This is a genomic window from Cupriavidus pauculus (assembly GCF_003854935.1).
Classification (GTDB): Bacteria; Pseudomonadota; Gammaproteobacteria; order Burkholderiales; family Burkholderiaceae; genus Cupriavidus; species Cupriavidus pauculus_C.
The window spans coordinates 156,139-172,934 of record NZ_CP033968.1 but is presented as its reverse complement, the minus strand read 5'-3'; the positions used below and the strand labels follow the sequence as shown (position 1 = coordinate 172,934).

The following is a 16,796-nucleotide window of genomic DNA, read 5'->3' as shown; positions in this document are numbered from 1 at the left end:
CGGGGTAACGCCACGCCCCGGGCAGCAAAGGAAAAAACGCCGCGGAGAAGCTCCGCGGCGTGCTGAACAACAGTTACTGGCAACGGAAGACCGCAAGGCCTCCCACGTCTCCGCTGGTCGGGGTAACGGTACCGTACGCAATCACAAGATAGGGTTTGCTCAGGTCCGAGCCAACCGTCTCTGCAATCACGGACGAACCACCGCCCGTGGTCGGCATGTCCACCAAGATGTTGGCTTTCGACACAGTCACACCATGGTCTGCGCCGATATCGAGCGACAGATTCAGCGTGATCACCTTCGTTGCCAGGTTGATGATCGCCGAGCTGCCCGCACCATTGAAGGTGCCAGCGGCGATCGAACCATCCAAGCTCGTCGGTTTCGTCGATGCCTCGTAGGTGCATGCCAGCGTGCCGGTGCTCGGGCCCGAATACAGATCCAGGGGGATGCCCACTGCATACGGCGCAGCCTGGTTGGCCCGGAGCGTCTGGGTGTTGTTGACCGTCGGTGTCGTGACGTCGAACGAGCCAACCTTCCAGCGGCCGATCGCATACTGACCGTTGCCGGCCACATCATCGATTTCAGCGACGTCGGACAGCTTCACCGACATTGCCCCATTGCTGGCTCCCAGCGTGGTGTACGCCCCTTCTGCGGTAACTGCCTGCGCGGTCGCAGGGACAGTCAGAGCCGAAAGGAAGTTCCCAGCTAAGCCCGTCGGCTTCAGTGCAGTGCCGGCAAACAGCACGGTAACATTCTGCGAGCCAACCAGCGATGCACTGCCGGTAACCGTCAGACCAGGCGTCGTGGGACCCGACGGATTGGACGGCGTCGTAGGACCAGCCGGCTGCGCCGGCTCTGCCGGAGTCGGGTTCGACGGGTTACCAGGCTGCGGAGTCGAGATAATCGGCGCCGAATCCGGCTTTACCGCATCCTCACCACCACCGCCGCAAGCAGCGAGCGCCAACGATGCTGCCAAGCCTGCCAGAATTGCAAAGGAACGAGTCGATTTCATCATGAGTACATCTCCTTGAACGGTTGAGTTGGGCATAACAAAGGTGTCCCGCCGGATTGGCGGTTTGGAGCCTTACGGGCTTGTTATGGAAAACAGGGGGAGATAAATCACCAGGCGCCGGGGATGACACCGTTTGTTGTAGGCAGGCGTGGCACTAAGCGAGAGCTGCAAAACAAAAGGCCCGCAACCTCCGAGGGGAGAAGCGGGCCATGGGCTAAATCACGCCTTGCTCAAGAAGGAACGAGCTCGCGCGCAGATTGTTCGTATTCCTGTTCGTAGTACTGGCGAACATAGGGTTCCTTGGCGAGGAAAAGAACTTCGCCATCAACTGCGGAACCGAACTTGCTTCGCAATTGATTGAAGTCGACATCTGCCGTCTGGATAAGGTAGCCCCCATACTTGGGATAGTCCGTGAACCGGAAGATTCCGTTGGGTTGCACCACCAGTTCGCCGTTCTGGAGCTTCAGCTCTTCCTCGATCCAGCCGGGTCCCCAAGCTGGGTAGTGGACCGTACGAGCTTCAGTGAGCTTGTGCTCGTTGCATAGATTGATGAGACGACTGACCGTTGCTATGAACGCGCGATCAATGTCAAACACAGCGAAAGTCGGAGCTTCGGAACCGTCGATAGTGCCACTGGCACCGATTACTGCCCTCGCGCTATTCACAATTTGTGAGCTCATTTGAGATCCTTCGTCAGAGTTAGAGTTGCCAGCGACTAGAAACCTTGAGCTGCACCAAGGCTATACATCCTCTTGGCGTGGGCGACTGCGCACTCTTCATACACTGAGCGATGCGGATCTTCCGCAAGGCCGCATGCCTTCAGATAGTGATCAATCAGGGCCATCAATCTCGCTTTGGTTCGATCGCCAGACGCCGCGAACATCTCCAGCGCGCATCGAAAAGCGTTGGGTAGGTGCTGCACAGGAATGGTTTCCATGGGATTCTCCTGAACGGGTGGGTTGGGCTTGCCCCCTGTTATGAAGAACACTGGTCCCTATTCGTCTGAGGCAAAAGAAGAAAGGCCGTCCAAGCCAAGAAGAGCATCGGACGGCCTGTGGTGTGAGTTATCGAGTGACGGCGAGGTAGTCGCTTCAGCGTTCCATCGCCAGCAATGCGGGCGCAGCTGCTCCCTGGCCGATCAGGCTAGCGATCACCGTATTGGGATGCCAACGACTACCGTCCATCCAATCCGCGATCTCTCGCAGCTTGGTCGACGGCATCGCTTCGGAGTCGAGGGCTATCATCGTACCTTCAAACCCGCTGGCGACGGCATCCGCCTTGGCCAGTTCGAGGTGCTGGCCCAGCAGTTCTTCTGCATGCGTCACTTCCACCGTACAGGAGTGAATCGACGGATTCCAGGCGCTGTCGAGGCACGCTACCAGGACTTTGACGGGGTGCTTCTGTGCGTTGCTCATGGTGATATCTCCAGGATGAGTGGCGTTGACTTGCGATCGGAGATGCCGACCAAGGACGTATAAGGCGAACATCCCCTCCTGCTAGTCAGCCCGCCGCGCGATCCGGATCTTGCCGATGACGTCTCGATCCCTGCAGAGCTCCTTCGCTGCAATCTCAAGGTCCTCATCCGACTGGCCCGCTTCCCGAACCAGCGTGAACGTGGCACCGCTCGATCCTGCGAGGGTGTAGTCAAAGACGACCCCATTCGAGGTCACCTCCCCGAAACGCCGGTTCCGCTCAACATCCGATCCGCGATACACCGTGTCGCAGCTGCGCGTTAGAGACTTAGCCATCGTTCAGTCCGCCTTTGCCGCCAAACTTGTGGCCACCTGGTCCTTGCACCCCGTCAGGCACTCATGCGCGGAGGCATGAGCCTGTTCGGGCTGGGCATAGCCATCGGGGCAATGAGACTGAATCCAAGCCTCCGGCCGCACGAATTGCCCGGGGAAACCCGGAACCATCGGAAACCAGCGCCACATGAACTGGCCGTCAACCATTCGGTAGTCACGGACGGCCCGCGTTTCCGCGGGGCCGACAGACATCTCGGCTTGCGCCAGCACTGCTGAGCTCCGAACCCAGTGATGCGCGTCGCTGAGCAAGAAGCTCCTCGCCTGGTCGTCACACTGCCAGAAGAGCTTCTGCGCAACCATGGCTCGCGCCCCGTGATCCAGATCAAGAAGATCCTCAGCTGCGACCGTGGGCTTCGCGGTCAGCGCCTCCACCTCCTGCTTCCGGGTTGCGTACAGCACCTCTACCACTTCGCGCGGCATAGACCCCTTGGTTGGGTACTGCTCGCGCAGTTGCCGCGACGAAACACCTGCTCGCACCTGCATTACTTGATTCTGCATTCCTTCTCCTTCCTTGCGGGTTGATCAATGACGAGGGATGCAGAACATGGGGAAGTACATCAATCCGACACACACTGATACTACCTCCGTGTTATGTATCGATATAGCGTCGTAGTGTATCTTCGATGCCGCCGGCGGAACTGGCTGATGCAGGGGTTAGCCATACGGTTCCACCCCGGAAACGACTCAAAAATCAAAGGAAAATGACAACTAATCGAAAATCAGGTGTACTGGCTCGCCATACCGCGATCATCGCCAGCGCGATCGTCTTGTCCGCATGTGGTGGGGGTTCAGACTCCCAGGCGCAAACGCCCCCGACTGAAACGCCGGCGCAGGCGGTGCAACGCCTGGAGCAAACCGGCCAGCTTCCGATCCTCGACCGGTCTCCAGACGTGAAAGGTCCGGATGCCAATGGAAACGGCATCCGAGACGACATCGAGACCTACATCAGCAAACAGCCCTACGACGCTGGCCAGCGGGCGGCCGTCGAGCAGCTGGCGAAAAGTCTGCAAGCGACCCTGCTCGTCGATGTGTCGAACAATGAGGCGCTGCGTGCAGTCGATCAGCAGGCCAATCGCGCAATCCACTGCATCTGGAGTCGCTTCACGACTACCGCAGCGGCTTCCGGCGCCGTGACCATGTACGAGAAGCTGACGGCCAACACGGAATTCCGCGCCCGCGCGTACCTCGCCTACAGCAAGGCCTTGGACGGCACCGTTTCATCCCAGCCTCGAGGAGACACCTGCGATGCGCAATAAGCTCAGGAACCTCCTGCTGGTCACCCTCATCGCGGTGACAGCTGCTCCAGGCGTGGTGACGGCCCAGTCCCAGACAGTCCTTTGCTCACCCGGCGGCATCACGGTCGGCTTCTTCAACGGGGTTTGGAACACCCGCAGCCAGGCCCAGAGTGCCCGGGAAGCCCTCGCTCAACTGTATGGCGACACATACGCGCCAACAGGCGAGCCGATCAGTTACGACAATTTTTTCAACACGACGGGCTCGGAACACGGTGCCACCGGCGCTGAGGATCTGATCGAGACTTTCAAGCAACGCGCGGCGGAACAGGACGCAGTCTTGCAGAACCGTTTCGAACTGTTCTGGGAGGCCATCTCCTCGGATACCCAGCAGAACTCATTCACCCGGGTCCTGTCGACCGTTGGGGCCTTTGGCGGCGTGCTGGGTGGCATCTACGACGACATTCGCGCAAAGACGGTCGCTGCGCTCACTTCCTGGGCAAGTACTCCGCCGACGATGACCAACTACCTGGAGCACCAGGCACGGGTGGACGGGCATCTTGCAGCCCACAAGAAGGTCGTCCTGGTCGCGCACAGTCAGGGCAATCTGTTCATGAACGCGGCATACCGCTATGCAACATCGAAGGCTGGGGCAGCCGCGGTGAAAGCCGTTCACATCGCGCCGGCGTCGCCGACACTGAACGGCGAGTACACGCTCGCCGATCTGGATCTCGTGATCAACGGTCTACGCCTGATCGGTACGGTGCCTGCCAACAACGTGAAGATCTCGGCAACGGGGCGCGAGGATGCTTCCGGCCACGAGCTCGTCCGCACCTACCTGAACGAAGGGCTCCCACCGATTGGCCCGCTCAATCCTAGGGGCATGGTCAAGCAGCACCTCGGCAATGCGCTCTCGGCCGTGCAGGCTCCACAGTCGACAGGCTCCGACGGATTCTTCACTGTCACCTTGACGTGGGATGGGGCTGGAGACGTCGACCTTCACTCGATCGAACCGACAGGCAGGCACGTTTTCTATGCAGCAAAGAAGGGATTGTCCGGCGAGCTCGATGTCGACAATATCGTGGGATTCGGGCCGGAGCACTACACCGCTACGTGTGACGCCACCAAGCTCGCGCTTGGGACCTATTCCATCGGATTGAACAATTTCTCCGGCGCGACCGGACGAACCGCGACGGTTCAGATTGCATCCTATGACGAAGGGGTGCTCCTGACGCGCTCGGTGGGTGTCGGAATGGCTCGTGGCACTTCGGGGGACAACTCGCCAATTCCCGTTGCGACCGTGCAGGTGAAGCAAGAAGGAACAGGCCGCCTGCATGTGACTGCGCAGTAGCCCGCGCTTGGTCGGGGGTCCCGTTCCTCAACCTCGGACAGGATGGGATGGGACCCCGAGTATGACCTACCCTTCGGTCGGTACCGGTTGCGGTAGCGTCAGAATTTCTGGCAGCCTGTAGATGTAAATCTCAACACCGCGCAAGACGCATTCAGTCCTTCCGCGCCGACTGAGGTTCTCCGTCTTCATGATCTGTGCCGATGGGAGTCGGGTGCGAATCAGATCAAACAAGGCCTTCCGACTCGCGTCGCAGTCCAGTACCGCTAGGTCCCCGCCGTCGTCCGTCAGTTCGTACCCCATTTCCTGGAGACTCTCGTGCCAAGCAGCCTCAGCTGCTTTGTCGGAGACAGGGGTGTCAGACTCCAGCAGGCCGAAGCCGAAGCGTCCCTTGGGGTTGCAGCTGAGTATCGCCTTGCATCCATTGCTGCGGAACGCTACCTCGGAGACGGTCCCAAACCCCTCAAGGCTCCACCAGGTGTACAAGCGATCCTCCAGAACCTGCAAGCTGAGTTGCGTGTGCTCGGGCGCCTGCTGATTGCCGAGTTGAGCCTCCACCTCGCGTATCCGTGCGTTTGCCTTGCGTAGAGCTGCGTGACGTGCCTCCACGTCGGCGGCGCTGTCCATCTTTACGCCCAATACACCTGCGAGATCCGCCAGGTTGAACTCGCAGGCCCTCAGGGTGGCTTCAGCAAGCCCAACGCTTGGCGATTTCCCTTCGCCCACGCCTCGGGCCAGGGTCTGCAAGGCAAACATCATGTCCTGGATTTTTCGCGTCGCGACTGCTCTGGAGTCGGGAGTCAGCGGAATCGGCGTTGAGTCAAAGGCGATCCCCAGAGGGGGAATGATTTCCGGCATCCGTGCCCCCTTAGCCGAAGCGGCCGTTCACGTCCACGCTGTGTGCAACTGGCAGAACCGTCTCGATCCCGCGGCAGAGCAAGGCCCGCGCAACTTCCTCGGGAGTCCCGCCGTATAGGCCTGTCTTCGCAATCCTGTCGAGTAGCACCCGTACCCTTTCGTTCACCTCCAGGAGCAGATGGTCTTCATCCGTTCGAATCCAGCCTCCGCCCGAGCGCGGCTTGAATGCCAACTCTTCGGCAACCTCCGTCAGCAGCGATTTGCGATCAGCGCCTTCCTGAAACGCCTGCTCCAGATACTCCGCTTCCCCCTCGAGGACGTCCCTGGCGACGATCTCCGGCATGCCGTGATCGTGGACAAGGATATAGCTGACACCTGCCCGGAACTCGTCAAATGTCGCGAGGTCGCCAGTTTTTTTAGCGGATTTCGCTTCCGGCTTCGTTCCCATGGATGCTTCCTGAATGGTTCGTGTTGAGTGCCACGTGAGGTGTTACCGCACCGGTCTGTGCGGCGATCATCCCTCGAAGAGCTGCTGCCTTCGCCGGACTCACAAGGCCATAAGGCGCGCAGTGCTCGCATTGCGGCGCCATGAGGTCAAAGGCAAGGTGCTTTGACAGGTTGGAACAGACTGGGCACTCCACCGCCGTTTTCCACCACTCGTTGTCGGCCCGAATCCGCTCTGTCTTCGCCAGCGCGCACGACGGACAAGCATAGTGGTCCGTTTCCTCCCCGCCTTCCCTGGCACTCGAAATGGCTGCATAGAGCCGCGCACCAGGTGAAGCGTTCTGGCAGAGATCGCAGTCACAGGTCGATTCCGCCACAAAATCGCAGCGGGCATAGCCGCCAACCTCGACGATCGCCCTCTCCTGCTCCACGGCCTTTGCGTCCGCCTTCTTCTTCTGCCGGCGGTTCATGCGCCTGAACCGCCCGCGCATCAATCCTTGGTTGACTTTCATCACGTCCCTCAATAACGTGCATGTGATTCTTTGTAACATTAACAGATACGCATACTTTGCGTTCGAGGATTCTACGCCAGAATGATCAAACTAACAGTCGGGGAGCAATCCCCCTTCCCGAGCGCCAATGGCGCGACCGGCATCCGCGCTGAGTTCTCCGAAGCCGGCATCGCACTTATCCTGCAATTCCCGGATGTCACGGCGGAAGATGTCGCCGCGGTAAAGGCGACTATCCTTGCGTACAGCCTGCGCCAGACGGAAGCCAACCCTATCGGTTCGTTGACCAGCATCGTGGACCTCGCAGATGGCGTCAATATTCGATTCTTTTCCGCCCCGCTCTTTCCTTCGCGAGCGTTCCTTGAGAACTGGATCGTGAGTGAATCAAATGCTCTGATGTACGTTCTGGTGGACTCGAACACAAACATCATCCATTCGCTCCGAGTCGCAGGGCTCCCGGATGAATTGCTGAACATTATGAAGAAAGCCGGCCGAATGATCACCGCAGCCATGTCCGACTTCGACATGCAGACGGCCGCGAAAGATCACTGGGCAGTCGACGACGTGGAGCGATTCAACCAAGGCGCGAAGTGGGTCTACTCGGCCGATGAAGATGTGTTTGTACGCCGCGACAGCATCTGCCTCGGCTAACCCTGATCCTTCCTCACATCGCCCTGTCCCCTCCCATTGCGCGACACCCGATACAGACACGGCAAAAATAGAAACCCCATCAACCTTCGGCAGGATGATGGGGTGTGGGGGGGGTAGCTCTGAACGCCTCTACTTGGCGAGTTCAATCTGCGTGTCGAGAGCGGCCACAGCGGCTGCTGGGACCATCAACTTACATCAGCAGTTTGGCAGGAACCTCGATCTGCTCCCCAAGCTTGCTTGTTACGTAGCAGCGCATGGCCGCGATGAGGAGCGTAGGCCCGTAAGACGGTTCGTGCGGCGCGGAATTCAACGACTTCGCCATCCATGCGCGTTCAGGCCGAGGAACGGCGGAGGGTGCCATATACCGAGCACTGGCCACCCACATATCCTCACGCTCGATGATGGGCAGAGCCAATGCCGCATTACGTGAGAAATCGGCCCTTCTGCTGATCGAGCGCCACGCGATGAAGTTGTTCACTGGATCGTAGATTCCACCGCCGGAGGGGTCCATGCCTTCACACATCGCGACGGCCCAATCCAAGACAGCTTCAGACGCCTCCTGTACTTTTACCAACACCATACCGTTGGAGAGTTTCCGCGGTTCACCGGCCAGGCCTTTAGGAGAAGTCGCTTCGATCAGTGCCTTCAGAGCGTCGCGCGTCAGGACCGCCACCCCCTCCTCCGTTACGGGATAGTTCTTCCAGCTATCGCCCACCTGAATGCAACAGAGCGGCGTGCCATCTTTCACGAAAAGAGATACTTCCCTGTCGGTGCGATCGAGCGAGAGACGCCCGCTTTCGCTATCCACCGTACCCATATAGAAGTCACAAAGGCCGGATCGGCCGCTCGAGTAGTCGATGAGTTCGCCCCGAATCGCACATACGATATGGTAGGTTTGTTGTACTTTCATTTCACTTGCTCCATCACATCCTCCTAAGTCCATTTGGGAACCCAGCAACGCTCAACCTCGCATAGGTCGGAAGCGCTCAGTTGAACGGGTGTCAACATGCCGGTTTACTCTTGCTCGGGAGGTATGCAGCACAGCCAACCACAACTTCACCGGCCAGGTGGAGCTCAAATGCGCTGCTGCCCGTTCACCGACCTTTTGCGCCCCAAAAAAGGCAAAGCCCGCGGCACGAAACATCGTGTCTGCGGGCGATTGGGTTAGCGATCGGTACGGCCGACTGACTCTTCTCCGCGTACACAAGCAAGCTCATCCGGAACCTGCGGGCTTGTGGCGCGAGGCGGGTGAACACATCCGCCGAGATAGCTGCGCGGCTACATACCGTCACGCCATTTGGTTTCCGTGAATCGCTTCGAAGAAGGCAGCAAAGGCGCTCTCACGAGAGGGCAAGCCCTCCAGGACCTTCAGATCGTCCCGGTGGAACACTACAAACCATGTTCCATCTACTATCGCACTATCGATGATTCCCCCGGTAAGGGGATCAGGATTTGTTGCCAACCCACCAGGCCTCGCCTCGGTCCAACCCTCCGGAAGCTTCTGTTCGCTTGATTCCATAGTTCTGTGCGTAGCCTGTCCCTTCGGATTCCCCAATACGTTTTCGTTCATCGCGCTACTCCATAGTTGTGTTGACTTGGGAGATATGCGGCACAGAATCATGCAAACGCGCGGGGCTGAGCGCCACCTTTGCCCTTTGCCCGCCGTCACATAAATGAAAGCCCGCAGCACGAAATTCGTGTCTGCGGGCTGTAGGTTGGTAATCAATGGGCCAGGCTCAATCGGAATTGGTCACCGGGTGCAGGCTTGAGGCGAGACGAGGCCGATGACATCCATCGACTCATCTCTGAAGAGCGATGCTTGACCGTGTTCGAGACTCCACTCTCCCGAGCTTTCACTCGGGCGCCGAAGTCATACGCCATGGAATCCGCGGAAGCGATCCAATCCATCATCTTGAGCTCCGCGAGACAGCTCCCCTTGACACCGAACAAGTGAGCGCGAACACCCTTAGGCAACCGTCCCTCCAATCCCGAGAGAATGGCGTACAGGCCGTGAGTAGGGTGATTCAGCGAACGCCGGCATACTGAACCGACACCGATTAGAGCGGGTGGGGCCAGCCACGGTTGCCAGCGCTCCCATACTTGCATTGTTAGATCGAGACTCCGTAGATACGTGTCACAATTCCAACCCTGTAGCACGGGAACGACTGGCTTGATCATGTTCGCCACTTCGCGCGCAGTTAGCGTCCTTGCGAGCCTGTTCTGCCACTCGTACAACACTCGTAACGACGCCTCCAGCAAAGTTGCCGTTGTGTTCACGCGGTAGTCCACTTCCTCTTGGTTGCCCGCAACCTGCGGCTCGCAGCAAAGGTCTGGACTAGACATCCAGCGAGCACCACACAGATTTGCAAACTCCAGGTATTGCTCGAGGGACCATGGATAGACGCCAGCAATGCCGTCTTGTCGGCCCTTCTTCTGCCAAAGACTGATCGCCGAGTAACCAGCTGAGTCTAGGGCAAAATCCATCTCAGTCAGATCCGTCGCCGCCGGCATCACAAACTCTCGCTTCGTTGGGTTCCAGAACGCGTTCGCGCTCACCATCGCCGGGTAGCCTTGCTCGAATGCGTGGAAGGCCAGGCGGCCACCGCGGTGCGGGATGCCAATCCGCATGACCAACTCATCTTCCAGGATCGCATTCACCTGCCCTACCGGCATTCCCATCGTCTCTCCATTCATATCGCAGCACTCCAAGGTTGATTTGACCTGGGAGGGATGCAGCACAGCGTCAAGTAACTTTTTGGGATACGGGGGCGCCATGCCGAGTACGAGTGCACGCGGGCGGTTCAGCGGGCAGGCTTAGCTCAAAGAAAAAACCCGCCGGCTCTCGAGGAGCGCGACGGGCGGGTTTCACGTTTGCGACGAGCTGCGCGGCGCCTGATCGACACCGGCTTCCTTCAGGATCGCCTCTTCGGTCCATCCGTTCGCCAGGAGATATGCCACCTGTGCTTCAGTACCGTCATTGTTGATTCCCGTGCCGTGAGCAGAGCACTCATCGTGCACCACACTATCGAGCACGGATTCATCGCCCCCTTCCAGCACGAGACCAGCGATACGACGGGTGTCAGGCTCTGCCAACGATTCGCTCTGGGCGTCCTGGAGGAACTTGACCACCATCGACATCCCCAAATGGTGCCGGACGTCATCGTAGGCATTGAACTCCACGCCACGAAGGAAAGGATCGTCCGGCCGGCTCTTATGCCAGGCGGCTTTCCACCCACGGGCGGCAGATACGATGTACGCCTTCTCGTCGTCTGTGATGCTCGCCTGAAACGCTTCCTCTGCGGCGTCAACGGCAAGCACTGCCGCCTTGTTCGTTGCCTTGCAGCTTCCAATCACGGCTCGAACGGCGTTGCGCAGCTCGAACACATCGGTGCGTCGCGCGATCTTCGGTAGGTTCATGCCATTGCTCATTTCGCTTCTCCAGATTTGCGTGCGAAGTGCGCCCCAAGCGGGAGGCGCTTCCCCGCGTGGGTGAATAGTAGGTGTTGACCTGATCTAGCCAGAGTCGATGTCTTGACGCTGAAGGTATGCGCCACAGGTTCAAGCAAGGGGAGACGGCGTGGCGCCGGCGGGCGCCGGCGTACACTTGCGGGGATAAGAAAAAAGCCCGCAGCACGAATCGTGTCTGCGGGCGGTGGGTTAGCGGTCAATGCGACCGAGCCCTGACAAGCTTCATCAGCCTATCGTCGAGCTGCTCGTAGCCGGAGAAAACAAGGGACAGCTGATCCTTGATTTCCCGTTGGGTTTGGCCATCCTGCACGGGAATGGCCACGGAGATGACGCAGCGTGCCGGCATGGGATCGAAGTCCACCGGAAAGACGATCATGGAGCCCGATGCCCGTTCTCGCATAGCCAGGACAGCTTGCGTGCACTCGGACATGACAAGCTCCTCGTCCGGCAGATCCTCAGCATCCCTGCCCCAGAACTTCTCATCACTGAAGGCGACTTCCAGGTTGCCAAGAACATAAAAGCGATCATTGATCGTCGTCAGGTACGGGAGTACATACCCGGGGCCATCCTGGAACGGAACGGCAGCCAGGATGCCTTGTGGAGCATCGCCGGTATGCAGTTCGCCGCAGGCGTTGGTGTTGAACTCGATCGTCGGATAGTTGAGGGCCAGTGACAGCATTCGATGTCTCCTTGCGAGTGCGTGGCGTGGGAGCCGTTGGTGGATGGCTTGTTATGCCGCACAGCGCAGTGGAAGATCTGCCTATGCCATTCCTGGCGGGGAGAGGAGAAGAGCAAAAAGAAAAAAAGGGGCGCGTCGGACCGATGGTCGATGACGCGCCCCTTGTCGAGGCTGAGCCGGCTCTAAGCCTTGCTGTAGCGACGGCCTGGGCCATCGTTGTAGGCTACTTTTCCAGGCGAGAACTTGCCTGAGTACTCGAAGCCTTTGTCCCGTACGGTATTCCGGACTATGAGCTTATTCGAGCTTTGGTCGCGCTCCTTGTGTATGACGCAGTGCGCCTTCTCGACTTGCAAGAGGAACTCGATGTCGTCCTGAGCAACGAGCAGCTTGTCCTGGAGTCGCTTCTTACCACTGATTTGTCTGCCGATGATGGCCGCGCACAGTGCGGCGATCGCACTTGTCAGGATACTTCCGACGGCGCTGATGATCGCGGCTTGAACAGCCGGATCTTCCAAATGAATGAACGTTTGCACAGGGCTCTCCTAACGGGTTGACTTGCGGAGAGGTATGCAAAACGCCACGGCATAATTCCAGGACTGGCCGTGGGCAAAACGGGGGAAACTACCGATCAGGGTATCAGCGATCCTTCAGCGCCCTGGGCGCTGCCTGGCAAGGTCCGCGATTAGTGCTTCAATGAGTCGACAAACATACGTACGCCACAGCTTCGGATGGCTTTTGGCATCAATGCCACGATTCGGTGCTTTCGGCGCAGTGGTGGGCCAACCGGCAGAACCCCGCCGGTGGCCGGGCCCTCAGACTACTCCGCGATCAAGAACCGATTTGGGTTCCGACCTAGCCAAGACGGTTGCCGCCCGCGGCCAGACCACGTCTTGCCGGTCTTAGGATCGCGATACTTCGGCGCAATAGGCTGGCCCTTCTTAGGGCCGCGCCGCGAGCGCTTGGCGACGTCGTCCACCGTCAGCCCATATTCCGCCATCAGTTCCTGAATCTTCTGAATGACGCCCGCCACCTCAGTCTGGCGAGTCTCCGCGATCTGCGCCTCTAATTTTTCCTTCTGGGCAAGAAGGTCTTTCAATGTAGCCATTCACCGGTCTCCAATTTACCTTGCTTATAACATCCTACTATAGACAAGTCCGGGGCAGGACGCGGAATAAGACCCAATTTGTTCGGCATTCCCCTAGGGATTACTCCCCGCGCTGCAGGTAAAGCCCACAAACCAAAAGGCCCGCCTTTTTTAAGGGCGGGCCTCGTGGTGCAAGGTTGGCCGTCAGGCCATTTCCAACTCAGGAGCGTCAGAATTCGGTTAAAGAGTGTTTGTCACTCAACATGTGTACATTAGACCGCAGCCAAATTCTGTTGGCAACTACTATTACCCCGGGGTATCAGCTGCGCATCCCACCGACACACTCGAGCGCAGGATTGAGATCGAATCCAGGCGCACCGCGGAACATCTCCGCCGCACCTCGGAGGTAGGAGAGCATCATTTCGGTCACCAGCCACCGCCTGCCCAGGCGTTCTGCTGCCAGCCCCGTCTTCACGGTCCCGGCAAAGAGGTCAACCACCAACTCACCAGGTTCTGTGCAGAGGCGGATAAAGAAGTCCGCGATATCGGTCGGCTGCATGGCGCCGTGAATCGGAAGGCCAAGCGCCTTCGCATGCTGGCGATAGGCGCGTGTGTCCGAACAGGCATGACCGCGCTCTATGACGTTTCGCGGAATCTTGCCGGAAGTGACCTTGCCAAAGGAGTTTGGCCGCAGTCGGTATGCTCCGTCCCCGTAGACTGCAGTCCGGTTGGCGCCGCCGCTCTGCATGAGCTCCAAGTGTCGATCTGTATGCGGTTCAAGTACGCGCCGGTTATCGGATCGGACCCTCATTGGATCGTTTGTCAGCCAGAGCACCTGCTCATATGCGGCGGAGAGCTGGACCCGCTTCACACAGGCCCAGTACGTGGGGCCCGGCGGCTTCGAGTAGTTCACCCAGGGGATGCGGTCCATAAGGCTCAATCCGAGTCGATCGCGCAGGGCCAGAGTAAGCCGTTCAGGGTAAAGAGAACGCGCCGGGCTCCCTTCCTCGAAGATATCCAGGCCAATGTTCAATATCACTGAGGCGCCCGGGATCAGATTTTTGGCAATCGGCTCTACAGCATGGCAGATGAAGTCAACGAAATCGGCCTCCGTCGGGTTCCCGTACGCACGCGGCCGTCTCAATGGATATGGAGTCGAAGTGACCACGAGCGCGATCGGCTCGTCAAAACTGGGGAAGGTGCTTTCGGCCTTGCTCCATATTGCGACGCCGAGATCTGTACTGAAGGCAACCAGTTTCGTCGTCGCCTGCGCCTTGCACAGATCCTTGCTCGCCGCATCGGCGAGCTTCCAAACCCCCCTCTCACCCTCGACACGCTCAAGGACGCCAGCCCGCCTGAGAGTCTGCTGGTACCAACGAAGGCGGCGCTTTTCTGTACTGTGCATCGCGCCACTGGCGCCAACCGCTTTGCTCGCCGGCACAGGCACTGCCTGGGGTACCGACCTTGGAACCACGCTGCTTGCCTCTGCCTGAAGGGATCGCATGAAATGCGGTTCCGCGACATGCATGCCATTGCTCTGCAAGGCCGGTTGCGTCGGCCTTGGCGCCGGCGTCACGGCCCCAAAGTCAACCACAATCGGCTCTGCTGCCTGCGGCGCGTATGGGGCGTCTGGAGTGTATCCGAATGCTTCTGCGATGGTCGTAACACGGCTGGCGGGGATTCCGTGCTGAGTCCGGAGCCAATCGAGTAGCGGATCAAAGCCCTTGTCCCGAGACAGGACCACCACCGGTCCCTGCTCACCAGCCTGCGCCATTCGGCCGAGCTCGAAGGCAATATGAAAGTCAAGTGCGTTTGGACCGGTGCCGCTCGAGCGCACCCAGCGAGCGCGCTCCCCCATCTCCTGCAGCCCCATGGCCACCTCGATCGGTACTTTCCGCTGCAGCTCGCCCGCGAACACGGCGATGCGGGTGTCCGGCGCTAGCCGCCCAAAATCGATCGCCTGCACATTCTCGAAGTCGACAAGCACGACAGGGCCACCCATCACTTCGACCCCAGTCCTACTGCCCCCACCAGGCCGCCGAGCCGGCCAACGCTTCCCTGAAAATCCTGCACTCGAAATCCTCCCGATGCACGTTTTATGTACTTTTGACAAATTCTACCAATACTCACTGCGCCGGCGTAACAGCCGGTACACGGTCGACGTTGTCACTTCGGGATGACGCGATTGCGTCGGTGGTATTCGGTAGATGCTATCGGGCCCAAACGGAGAAAGCTGCCCATGCAGTGGGGCCAGGGGCCTACGCTGCCTCGCTGGCGAACAAATCGTTGACCTCCTGGTGCGCGAAGATCTCAGCAGCCCAGCCTCCCTCATTCCCAGCGATCTGCTTTGCAACGGAGGCGAGATAGGTGCGGTTGCCTAGTCCCGAGACGGAAGTGATGACCTCCTTGATGATCTTCTCCCCAACGGCCCTCTTACCGTTCAGATGGAGCCAGCAGCCAAGGGCGAAGAGGTCCTTGTACACCATGGCTCGCGAACCATGAGTTTCTTCCAGCAGCTCGCGGAGCTTGCATACATACATCCAAAGTCTTTTCCAGCATCATCCGTCCGTCAAAAACCATAGGGAACATCACGCCAACGCCGTAGCACGCGATAGTCATTCTCAGGCAGTACGATCAGACCTTCCTCGGCCGCCTCGACAACGCGCTCAAGGTGGGCATCCCTCACCCGGTTGCCATGCAGCCCGTAAAAATACCAGGCGAAAGGCATCCCGATGCGGCTGTCGAATTGAGTGAGGCGCCCGTATAGGCCATATGCGTCGAGCTTGCCGGTGTTCTTCAGCGCGGCAATGTTCTTCTTGTGTGCCCACCGCGGGACAAAGGAGACCCAACGAACACCCTTCTCGTCTGGCCAATCCGACGTCTGGAACACCCAGCGCATGCAGATGCGTTCGCCGGACCGCCCCGCACTTGAAGCTGTCCAGTCGTCAAATATCCGCCGCTCCCGTACGCGCAGTTGATCATAGCCCGGTGTCAGATCCCGTACCGATGTCACAGACTCCTCCCCGGTATCGGCATCCGTGACACGTACAAGGATGTTACCGCCTTTCCGGTGCCGCTCGGAACAGAGCGATTCCGCGACAGCGACAAACGCTTGCATGTCGATGGCGCTTTCAAGCCTGTATCGGGCGGCCCCCAAGTCCCGCCGCTCGAAGCGCTCCTCCAAACCCATGTCAGGCCGGCCATCACGGAGCTCCTGCAAAGACGGACGGCCCCAGTTAGGCGCCCGGCGGGCGAACAATTCGCGTTCGCAAAATTCCACCTCCGCCCAAACCTCGATCTGAACGAAGTTGTCCTGGGCGCAACCACGGTCATGAACGAAGTAGTGCAGGACGGGCTGGATCTCTGTCAGCAGGTAGCCCTTGCCGCGACTACTGGCACACAGCGCATCGATATTGCCGCGGTGCTCGTCGAGTTGCTGCTGAACCCACACACGGTAGTCTGCAGCAATCTCATCGCCATCGGAGTTCAAGATCCGTGCGGGACGGCTGCTGAATTCGTCGCTGCTTGTCACGTACCTGGCGCCACGAAACTCCGTGCGGGTCGCGAATGCAGTCAGCAACGCAGAGTGCTTCTTCGTGACCGGTGTCGCCGCAACGATAGTCTCAAGGACGTCCGTATGGACATCGTACTCATGGCGCATCAGCTTCCCCTACCTGGACGACCAACTGGCTTGGAGTAGGCTGCAATT

General features: G+C 59.1%; 21 protein-coding genes. 3 read left to right on the top strand and 18 right to left on the bottom strand.

Features of this window, described 5'->3' with window-relative positions; genetic code table 11:
* Positions 1–73: 73 nt before the first annotated feature.
* The 5 genes from EHF44_RS01020 to EHF44_RS00995 form a co-directional block, all read right to left on the bottom strand.
* Complete coding sequence (locus EHF44_RS01020; protein WP_017512886.1) at positions 74–1,012, bottom strand: hypothetical protein; 939 nt, start codon at positions 1,010–1,012, stop codon at positions 74–76.
* Between the two features lie 227 nt (positions 1,013–1,239).
* The gene (locus EHF44_RS01015; RefSeq protein WP_017512885.1) at positions 1,240–1,689 is read right to left on the bottom strand and encodes a hypothetical protein; all 450 of its coding nucleotides are present in this window, start codon (positions 1,687–1,689) and stop codon (positions 1,240–1,242) included.
* A gap of 35 nt (positions 1,690–1,724) precedes the next feature.
* A complete protein-coding gene (locus tag EHF44_RS01010) occupies positions 1,725–1,946 on the bottom strand; it encodes a hypothetical protein (protein ID WP_017512884.1) in 222 nt (73 codons plus the stop codon).
* 154 nt (positions 1,947–2,100) lie between these two features.
* Positions 2,101–2,424: a hypothetical protein gene (locus tag EHF44_RS01005; RefSeq protein ID WP_017512883.1), complete on the bottom strand. Its 324-nt coding sequence runs from the start codon at positions 2,422–2,424 to the stop codon at positions 2,101–2,103.
* A 336-nt stretch (positions 2,425–2,760) separates the two neighbouring features.
* A complete protein-coding gene (locus tag EHF44_RS00995) occupies positions 2,761–3,312 on the bottom strand; it encodes a hypothetical protein (protein ID WP_017512881.1) in 552 nt (183 codons plus the stop codon).
* Between the two features lie 203 nt (positions 3,313–3,515).
* Here EHF44_RS00995 and EHF44_RS00990 point away from each other — a divergent pair, with 203 nt between their 5' ends.
* Positions 3,516–4,070 (top strand): hypothetical protein, encoded by a 555-nt coding sequence (locus EHF44_RS00990; RefSeq protein ID WP_124682108.1) that lies wholly within the window; start codon positions 3,516–3,518, stop codon positions 4,068–4,070.
* On the top strand, positions 4,060–5,397 hold the full coding sequence (locus tag EHF44_RS28605; protein WP_017512879.1) for a YfaP family protein: 1,338 nt from the start codon (positions 4,060–4,062) through the stop codon (positions 5,395–5,397). Before EHF44_RS00990 ends, EHF44_RS28605 begins: the two co-directional genes overlap by 11 nt.
* 66 nt (positions 5,398–5,463) lie before the next feature.
* Here the strand turns inward: EHF44_RS28605 and EHF44_RS00980 are convergent, their stop codons facing one another.
* The 3 genes from EHF44_RS00980 to EHF44_RS00970 are packed head-to-tail and all read right to left on the bottom strand — an operon-like array spanning position 5,464 to position 7,208.
* Complete coding sequence (locus EHF44_RS00980; protein ID WP_017512878.1) at positions 5,464–6,252, bottom strand: hypothetical protein; 789 nt, start codon at positions 6,250–6,252, stop codon at positions 5,464–5,466.
* A 10-nt stretch (positions 6,253–6,262) separates the two neighbouring features.
* A complete protein-coding gene (locus tag EHF44_RS00975; RefSeq protein WP_111733930.1) occupies positions 6,263–6,700 on the bottom strand; it encodes a hypothetical protein in 438 nt (145 codons plus the stop codon).
* Entirely contained in the window at positions 6,669–7,208 is a 540-nt protein-coding gene (locus EHF44_RS00970; protein WP_038315726.1) for a hypothetical protein, read from the bottom strand. The genes EHF44_RS00975 and EHF44_RS00970 overlap by 32 nt, the downstream gene beginning before the upstream one ends.
* Positions 7,209–7,289: 81 nt before the next feature.
* Here EHF44_RS00970 and EHF44_RS00965 point away from each other — a divergent pair, with 81 nt between their 5' ends.
* Positions 7,290–7,856 carry a hypothetical protein gene (locus tag EHF44_RS00965; RefSeq protein ID WP_017512767.1) on the top strand — a complete coding sequence of 189 codons (567 nt, stop codon included), beginning with the start codon at positions 7,290–7,292 and terminating at the stop codon, positions 7,854–7,856.
* A 190-nt stretch (positions 7,857–8,046) separates the two neighbouring features.
* On the opposite strand, the gene EHF44_RS00960 is transcribed toward EHF44_RS00965, so the two are convergent.
* From EHF44_RS00960 to EHF44_RS00910, 10 genes are all read right to left on the bottom strand, one after another.
* Positions 8,047–8,766: a phage protein NinX family protein gene (locus tag EHF44_RS00960; RefSeq protein ID WP_017512766.1), complete on the bottom strand. Its 720-nt coding sequence runs from the start codon at positions 8,764–8,766 to the stop codon at positions 8,047–8,049.
* Between the two features lie 378 nt (positions 8,767–9,144).
* Positions 9,145–9,426 (bottom strand): hypothetical protein, encoded by a 282-nt coding sequence (locus tag EHF44_RS00955; protein ID WP_017512765.1) that lies wholly within the window; start codon positions 9,424–9,426, stop codon positions 9,145–9,147.
* A 152-nt stretch (positions 9,427–9,578) separates the two neighbouring features.
* Positions 9,579–10,550, bottom strand: coding sequence for a DUF7221 family queuine tRNA-ribosyltransferase-like protein (locus EHF44_RS00950; RefSeq protein WP_017512764.1), 972 nt, complete (start codon positions 10,548–10,550; stop codon positions 9,579–9,581).
* 171 nt (positions 10,551–10,721) lie between these two features.
* The gene (locus EHF44_RS00945; protein ID WP_111733932.1) at positions 10,722–11,285 is read right to left on the bottom strand and encodes a hypothetical protein; all 564 of its coding nucleotides are present in this window, start codon (positions 11,283–11,285) and stop codon (positions 10,722–10,724) included.
* Between the two features lie 235 nt (positions 11,286–11,520).
* Positions 11,521–12,003 carry a hypothetical protein gene (locus EHF44_RS00940; RefSeq protein ID WP_017512762.1) on the bottom strand — a complete coding sequence of 161 codons (483 nt, stop codon included), beginning with the start codon at positions 12,001–12,003 and terminating at the stop codon, positions 11,521–11,523.
* Between the two features lie 182 nt (positions 12,004–12,185).
* Complete coding sequence (locus EHF44_RS00935; protein ID WP_017512761.1) at positions 12,186–12,536, bottom strand: hypothetical protein; 351 nt, start codon at positions 12,534–12,536, stop codon at positions 12,186–12,188.
* Between the two features lie 284 nt (positions 12,537–12,820).
* Positions 12,821–13,108, bottom strand: a complete 288-nt coding sequence (locus tag EHF44_RS00930) for an H-NS histone family protein (protein ID WP_017512760.1) — start codon at positions 13,106–13,108, stop codon at positions 12,821–12,823.
* Positions 13,109–13,406: 298 nt separating this feature from the next.
* A complete protein-coding gene (locus tag EHF44_RS00925; RefSeq protein ID WP_253699763.1) occupies positions 13,407–15,074 on the bottom strand; it encodes a PIN domain-containing protein in 1,668 nt (555 codons plus the stop codon).
* A 271-nt stretch (positions 15,075–15,345) separates the two neighbouring features.
* The gene (locus tag EHF44_RS00915) at positions 15,346–15,573 is read right to left on the bottom strand and encodes a hypothetical protein (RefSeq protein WP_124682107.1); all 228 of its coding nucleotides are present in this window, start codon (positions 15,571–15,573) and stop codon (positions 15,346–15,348) included.
* A gap of 83 nt (positions 15,574–15,656) precedes the next feature.
* Positions 15,657–16,748 (bottom strand): hypothetical protein, encoded by a 1,092-nt coding sequence (locus EHF44_RS00910; RefSeq protein ID WP_017513224.1) that lies wholly within the window; start codon positions 16,746–16,748, stop codon positions 15,657–15,659.
* Between the last annotated feature and the right edge of the window lie 48 nt (positions 16,749–16,796).

What these genes read in the sequence shown, in the direction of transcription:
- EHF44_RS00975 (WP_111733930.1), bottom strand. Translation starts at nt 6,700, where the DNA reads ATGGGAACGAAGCCGGAAGCGAAATCCGCTAAAAAAACTGGCGACCTC.
- EHF44_RS00970 (WP_038315726.1), bottom strand. Translation starts at nt 7,208, where the DNA reads ATGAAAGTCAACCAAGGATTGATGCGCGGGCGGTTCAGGCGCATGAAC.
- EHF44_RS01015 (WP_017512885.1), bottom strand. Translation starts at nt 1,689, where the DNA reads ATGAGCTCACAAATTGTGAATAGCGCGAGGGCAGTAATCGGTGCCAGT.
- EHF44_RS00960 (WP_017512766.1), bottom strand. Translation starts at nt 8,766, where the DNA reads ATGAAAGTACAACAAACCTACCATATCGTATGTGCGATTCGGGGCGAA.
- EHF44_RS00930 (WP_017512760.1), bottom strand. Translation starts at nt 13,108, where the DNA reads ATGGCTACATTGAAAGACCTTCTTGCCCAGAAGGAAAAATTAGAGGCG.
- EHF44_RS00945 (WP_111733932.1), bottom strand. Translation starts at nt 11,285, where the DNA reads ATGAGCAATGGCATGAACCTACCGAAGATCGCGCGACGCACCGATGTG.
- EHF44_RS01020 (WP_017512886.1), bottom strand. Translation starts at nt 1,012, where the DNA reads ATGATGAAATCGACTCGTTCCTTTGCAATTCTGGCAGGCTTGGCAGCA.
- EHF44_RS00995 (WP_017512881.1), bottom strand. Translation starts at nt 3,312, where the DNA reads ATGCAGAATCAAGTAATGCAGGTGCGAGCAGGTGTTTCGTCGCGGCAA.
- EHF44_RS28605 (WP_017512879.1), top strand. Translation starts at nt 4,060, where the DNA reads ATGCGCAATAAGCTCAGGAACCTCCTGCTGGTCACCCTCATCGCGGTG.
- EHF44_RS00980 (WP_017512878.1), bottom strand. Translation starts at nt 6,252, where the DNA reads ATGCCGGAAATCATTCCCCCTCTGGGGATCGCCTTTGACTCAACGCCG.
- EHF44_RS00965 (WP_017512767.1), top strand. Translation starts at nt 7,290, where the DNA reads ATGATCAAACTAACAGTCGGGGAGCAATCCCCCTTCCCGAGCGCCAAT.
- EHF44_RS00990 (WP_124682108.1), top strand. Translation starts at nt 3,516, where the DNA reads ATGACAACTAATCGAAAATCAGGTGTACTGGCTCGCCATACCGCGATC.
- EHF44_RS00910 (WP_017513224.1), bottom strand. Translation starts at nt 16,748, where the DNA reads ATGCGCCATGAGTACGATGTCCATACGGACGTCCTTGAGACTATCGTT.
- EHF44_RS00955 (WP_017512765.1), bottom strand. Translation starts at nt 9,426, where the DNA reads ATGAACGAAAACGTATTGGGGAATCCGAAGGGACAGGCTACGCACAGA.
- EHF44_RS01005 (WP_017512883.1), bottom strand. Translation starts at nt 2,424, where the DNA reads ATGAGCAACGCACAGAAGCACCCCGTCAAAGTCCTGGTAGCGTGCCTC.
- EHF44_RS00915 (WP_124682107.1), bottom strand. Translation starts at nt 15,573, where the DNA reads ATGGTGTACAAGGACCTCTTCGCCCTTGGCTGCTGGCTCCATCTGAAC.
- EHF44_RS00940 (WP_017512762.1), bottom strand. Translation starts at nt 12,003, where the DNA reads ATGCTGTCACTGGCCCTCAACTATCCGACGATCGAGTTCAACACCAAC.
- EHF44_RS00950 (WP_017512764.1), bottom strand. Translation starts at nt 10,550, where the DNA reads ATGAATGGAGAGACGATGGGAATGCCGGTAGGGCAGGTGAATGCGATC.
- EHF44_RS01010 (WP_017512884.1), bottom strand. Translation starts at nt 1,946, where the DNA reads ATGGAAACCATTCCTGTGCAGCACCTACCCAACGCTTTTCGATGCGCG.